Source organism: Inquilinus sp. (assembly GCF_057815775.1).
The window spans coordinates 1-5,244 of the sequence record NZ_JBYRFX010000466.1 but is presented as its reverse complement, the minus strand read 5'-3'; the positions used below and the strand labels follow the sequence as shown (position 1 = coordinate 5,244).

Genomic DNA, 5,244 nt, shown 5'->3' with positions numbered 1-5,244 from the left:
GCCTGGGTATGATCGCCCACCGCCACATCGGGCCGGGGGCGGCCGGTGCCGCGGCCGGCCATGGTGTCGGCGAACCAGCGGGTCCGGGCCTCGACCTCGTCTCCGGCGCCCTTGTTGCTCTTCAAGCCCGCCCCCTCATTGGGCGAAGATCTCCTCGCAGGTCCGCAGGTCGCCTTCGATCCGCGTCTTCTCCGTGCTGGGCGGCATCTTCGGCCCGGCCAGGTCCTTGATCCGGGTGCAGTAATCGGCCCAGGCGCCCATTGCCCGGTCGTCGGTGCGGATCATGTAGGGGTCGGTCGGGCCCGGCGGCGGATGCATGTCGTCATCCTTGATCTGGCTGATCGGCGGCGGCGGCCCCGGATTTTCCGGCGGCACATAGTATTCGCCGCAGCCGGCCAGCAACAGCAGGACCGGCAGGGCGATGGGGAATGATCGCTTCGACATGACGCTCTCCCGGCCCTCAGGCCGCTGCGAATTCCAGGATCTTCTGGTCGACCGCCAGGCTGTCGCCCGGCTTGGCGTGCAAGATCTCGACCACGCCGTCGCGTTCGGCACGCAGGACGTTCTCCATCTTCATCGCCTCGACCACCGCCAGCTCCTGCCCGGCACGGACCGGCTCACCGGCCGCGACCGCCAGGGACACCAGCAGGCCGGGCATCGGCGACAGCAGAAAGCGCGACATGTCGGGCGGCGCCTTGACCGGCATCAGCCCGGCCAGGTCGGCGGCGCGCGGCGTCAGCAGCACCATGTCGACCTCGCCGCCGGCATGGGTCAGGCGCAGGCCCACCGGGCGGCGATCGATCTGCGCCACCATGCGCTCGCCATCCACCCTGCCGTCGAACAGCATGCTGCCCGGCTGCCATTCGCCATGAACCACCGACAACCGGCCGTCGAGCGTGACCCGCCAGCCGCCGGTCGCCTCCTCCACCGTCGCCGGCCGGTTCTCCCGGTCGTGGCGCAGCACCCAGTCGCGCGGGCCCGGGGCGATGCCGCGCAGCGCCTGGCGGTGCAGCAGGGCGGCGCCCAGGGCGGCCAGCCGGTCGGCCGCCTCGCCCGCCGGGGCAGTGCCATGGAAGCCGTCGGGGAATTCCTCAGCGATGAATTTGGTGGTCAGCCGCCCCTCGACGAAGCGCGGATGGTGCATCAGCACCGCCAGGAACGGGATGTTGTGGTTGACGCCGCGGATCAGAAAGCCGTCGAGCGCGCTGCGGATCGACGCGATCGCCGCGTTGCGGTCGGCGCCGATGCCGATCAGCTTGGCGATCATCGGATCATAATGCATCGAGATCTCGCCACCTTCGTCGACGCCGGTGTCGACGCGGACATGCGGCCCCTCCTCCGGCGCGCGGTAGCGGGTCAGCCGGCCGATCGACGGCAGGAAGCCGCGCAGCGGATCCTCGGCATAGACCCTGGCCTCGACCGCCCAACCCGTCAGGGTCACATCCTCCTGCCGGAACGGCAGCGCCTCGCCGGCAGCGATGCGGATCATCAGCTCGACCAGGTCGAGGCCGGTCACCGCCTCGGTCACGGGGTGTTCGACCTGCAGCCGGGTGTTCATCTCCAGGAAGTAGAAGGAGCGGTCGGCGCCGACGATGAATTCGACCGTGCCGGCCGAGCGGTAGCCGACGGCCCGGGCCAGGGCGCAGGCCTCCTCGCCCATCGCCTTGCGCGTCGCCGCGTCGAGGAAGGGCGACGGCGCCTCCTCGATCACCTTCTGGTGCCGGCGCTGGATCGAGCATTCGCGCTCGCCGAGATAGACGGTGTTGCCCTGGCTGTCGGCCAGCACCTGGATCTCGATGTGCCGGGGCTGCTCGATGAACTTCTCGGCGAAGACGCGGTCGTCGCCGAAGGCGGAGCGCGCCTCATTGCGGGCGGAGCGGAAGCCCTCGCGCGCCTCGTCGTCATTCTCGGCGACGCGCATGCCCTTGCCACCGCCGCCGGCCGACGCCTTGATCATCACGGGGTAGCCGATGCGGCGGGAGACGGCGACCGCCTCCTCCTCATCCAGGATCGGCGCGAGATGGCCGGGCACGGTCGAGACGCCGGCGGCCTGGGCCAGCTTCTTCGATTCGATCTTGTCGCCCATCGCCTCGATCGCGTGGACGCCCGGGCCGATGAAGGCGATGCCGGCCGCGTCCAGCGCGGCGCAGAAGCGCGGATTCTCGGACAGAAAGCCGTAGCCGGGATGGACCGCCTGGGCGCCGGTGGCGCGGCAGGCTTCGACGATCCGATCGATCACCAGATAGGACTGGGCGGAGGGCGCGGGGCCGATCGCCACCGCCTCATCCGCCAGGCGGACGTGCAGCGCGTCGGCATCGGCTTCGGAATAGACGGCGACCGTCTTGATGCCCATGCGCCGCGCCGTCCGGATGACGCGGCAGGCGATTTCACCACGGTTGGCGATCAGGATCTTGTCGAACATCGTCCCCACTACGGCGTTCCGGCCTGACGGTGGCGGCCTGGGCAGTGTTGCGATTGTGACGCTGCCACGCGGCACCGCAACAGGAAACGGATCAGGCTCACTCCGGCGCCGGCTGCAGCACGCGGTTGGCGACCGGGGAAGACAGGATGATCGAGGAGGTGGTGGCGCCGAAGGCCGCGAGGCGCAGCAGGATCTCGTCGAGATGCTGAATCGACCGGGCCACGACCTTGAAGACATAGGCGTCTTCGCCCGCGACCTCATGGCACTCCACCACCTCGGGCACATCGCGCGCGAACGCCTCCACCGCCGGGAACTTGTCGGCACGGCAGCGCAGCCGGACGAAGGCGGACAGGCTGTAGCCCAGCCGGGCGCGGTCGATCTCGGCCCGGAAGCCCTTGACGATGCCCTGGTCCTCGAGCCGTTTTACCCGCTCGGCCACCGCCGGGGGCGACAATCCGACCAGCCGGCCCAGCTCGGCATAGCTGGCGCGGGCGTTCTCCTGCAGCGCCTGCACGAGGGTCCGCCCGATGGCATCGAGGCGAAGTTTCGTGTCCATGCCGAATCGCCCCCGTTGGTTTCGATCTCGCATTGGTTTAATCGAAGGGCCGGCGAACCTCCATTCGCGATCGCGCTGTTGCTGGATGAGGCGAGCGGCTACCAAGAGATGTCATGATCGATCCCTTCCTGTTCGCCAAGGGCGTCGCGCTCGGTATCGCCATTGCCGCGCCGGTCGGGCCAATCGGCGTCCTGTGCATCCGCCGGACGCTGATCCACGGCCCCCGCTTCGGCATCCTCACCGGCATCGGCGCCGCCTTCGCGGACGGGATGTTCGGCCTGATCGCGGCCTTCGGCATGGTGGCGCTGGGCACCTGGCTCGCCACCCTGAAGACCGGGTTGCATCTGGTCGGCGGCACCGTGCTGTTCGTCCTCGCCATCCGCACCCTGCTGCATGCCGGGCATATCGAACGGGACCCGGAGACCGGCCGGACCGAAAGCAGCGAGGTGATGGCGGTGATCAGCGCCTTCCTGCTGACGCTCAGCAATCCGATGACGATCCTGACCTTCGCCACCGCCTTCACCGCGGTCGGGCTGGCGGAGACGCTGTCCTTCGGGTCGGGCCTGATCCTGGTCGCCGGCGTGGTCCTCGGCTCCGCCTCCTGGTTCCTGACACTGAGCCTGATCGTCAGCGCCACCGGCGGGCGCCTGACGCCGCGGACGCTGTTGTGGATCGACCGGGTCGCCGGCGTGTTGCTGCTGGTGTTCGCCACCTACATGTTCCTGGCGCTCTGGCTGCGCTGGTAGCCGCTTCGCTGCGTTGTCCCGGATTGACAAGCCGCGCCGCCTTGGACGAGTGTGCCCGGCCCGACGGGGAGGCTCGAGACTCCCTTCGATGGAACATGAACGGACGCGCCCTGGTATGAAGCTTTCGATCCTCCGCGCCGGCGTGGCGCTGCTCCCGCTGTTGTTTGCCGTCCCAACGATGGCGCAGGAGACAAAGCCACCGGCACCGGCGGCGGAAGCCCCCGCGGCACCGGCCGCCCAGCCGGCGGCGCCCGCCGCCCAGGCCCAGCCGCAGGGACAGCAGGCCCCGGCACCCAAGGAATTCGCGATCGACGCCGGCGGCTGGAAGGGCGGGGCCGTTCCGAACCCGCAGAACCACCAGTTCAGCCATTGCGACATCTCGAAGCCCTATGATGGCGGCCTGACCTTGGCCTTCACCATCAACCCCGAGTACCTGTTCAACGTCGCCATCGTGAAAAAGGACTGGGGCCTGAAGGAAGGCGAGAAGGGCAAGGGCCGCATCCGCGTCGACGGCGCCTACGACAAGTCGTTCGACGCCGTTCCGGTCTCGCCCAGCGCCTATGTCGTGCCGGTCGGACAGGGCGGCGACCTGTTCCAGGCCCTGGCCAAGGGCAACAAGGCGATCGTGACCACGCCGAAGGGCGAGTTCACCTTCCCGCTCAGCGGCACCGGCGCCGGCCTGACCGCGCTGAAGAGCTGCATCGACACCGCGCGGGCAATGATCGCCCAGGCCCAGGGCGGCGCGGCGCCGGCCAACGGCCAAGCCGCCAACGGCCAGATCGACCCGCACAACCTGCTGGGCGCCCAGGGCTTCGGCATGACCGTCGGCGTGCTGCAGCAGCTGTTGAGCGCCGCCGGAATGGACAAGGTGGCAATCGCCGATCCGCGCAAGCTGCCGCGCGACCCGCTGCAGGTGAACCACGCCTGGCAGGTCGGCACCGACGGCAAGGTCGTCGGCGGTATGCACCAGGAGCCGCGCGGCGATGCGGTCGAGATCGACCAGTTCGCCAAGCGCTATCTCGAAATCATGAAGTCGGTCTGCGCCGCGGAGTGGCAGAGCACCGACCAGCCGGCCGTGATCACAGGCGACAATGCCGTCAAGCGGGCCGAGCTGGACTGCAAGATGAACGGCCAGCCGATCTTCGCCTCGCTGGTTTTCACCCTCGACGACCATTTCTACACCGTCTTCTTCCACCAGAGCCTGCAGAGCGACAAGGCCTTGGCCGAGGACGCGGCGAACAAGATCGGCAACTACATCCAGACGTTGATGACAAGCGCCGCGCAGCCGGACAGCCAGGCCGCGCCTCAGGGCGCCGCACCGGATGCCGGCCAGCAGCCGGCCCCGGCAGCAGCGGCCCCGGCCACCCCGCCGGCCGATGGCGGCCAGGCGGCCCCTGCGCCCGCGGCACCAGCCCCCGGCTCCGGCGGCTGACATCGGCGGGCCGGAATAGACACCCCGTGACGATGAGGGCGGATCCATCCCGGATCCGCCCTTGTTGTTTCAGGGAAGAACCGGCCAA

General features: G+C 69.4%; 5 protein-coding genes. 2 read left to right on the top strand and 3 right to left on the bottom strand.

Going from position 1 to position 5,244, the window contains the following annotated elements:
• Positions 1-135 precede the first annotated feature (135 nt).
• The 3 genes from AC3XYG_RS16555 to AC3XYG_RS16545 form a co-directional block, all read right to left on the bottom strand.
• Positions 136-444 (bottom strand): hypothetical protein, encoded by a 309-nt coding sequence (locus AC3XYG_RS16555; protein ID WP_489140949.1) that lies wholly within the window; start codon positions 442-444, stop codon positions 136-138.
• Between the two features lie 16 nt (positions 445-460).
• Positions 461-2,422, bottom strand: coding sequence for an acetyl-CoA carboxylase biotin carboxylase subunit (locus AC3XYG_RS16550; protein ID WP_489140948.1), 1,962 nt, complete (start codon positions 2,420-2,422; stop codon positions 461-463).
• Positions 2,423-2,519: 97 nt separating this feature from the next.
• Positions 2,520-2,978, bottom strand: coding sequence for an Lrp/AsnC family transcriptional regulator (locus AC3XYG_RS16545; protein ID WP_489140947.1), 459 nt, complete (start codon positions 2,976-2,978; stop codon positions 2,520-2,522).
• Between the two features lie 113 nt (positions 2,979-3,091).
• Between AC3XYG_RS16545 and AC3XYG_RS16540 the strand changes: the two genes are divergently transcribed.
• Entirely contained in the window at positions 3,092-3,724 is a 633-nt protein-coding gene (locus AC3XYG_RS16540) for a LysE family translocator (RefSeq protein WP_489140946.1), read from the top strand.
• 115 nt (positions 3,725-3,839) lie between these two features.
• Positions 3,840-5,156 (top strand): hypothetical protein, encoded by a 1,317-nt coding sequence (locus tag AC3XYG_RS16535; RefSeq protein ID WP_489140945.1) that lies wholly within the window; start codon positions 3,840-3,842, stop codon positions 5,154-5,156.
• Positions 5,157-5,244 lie beyond the last annotated feature (88 nt).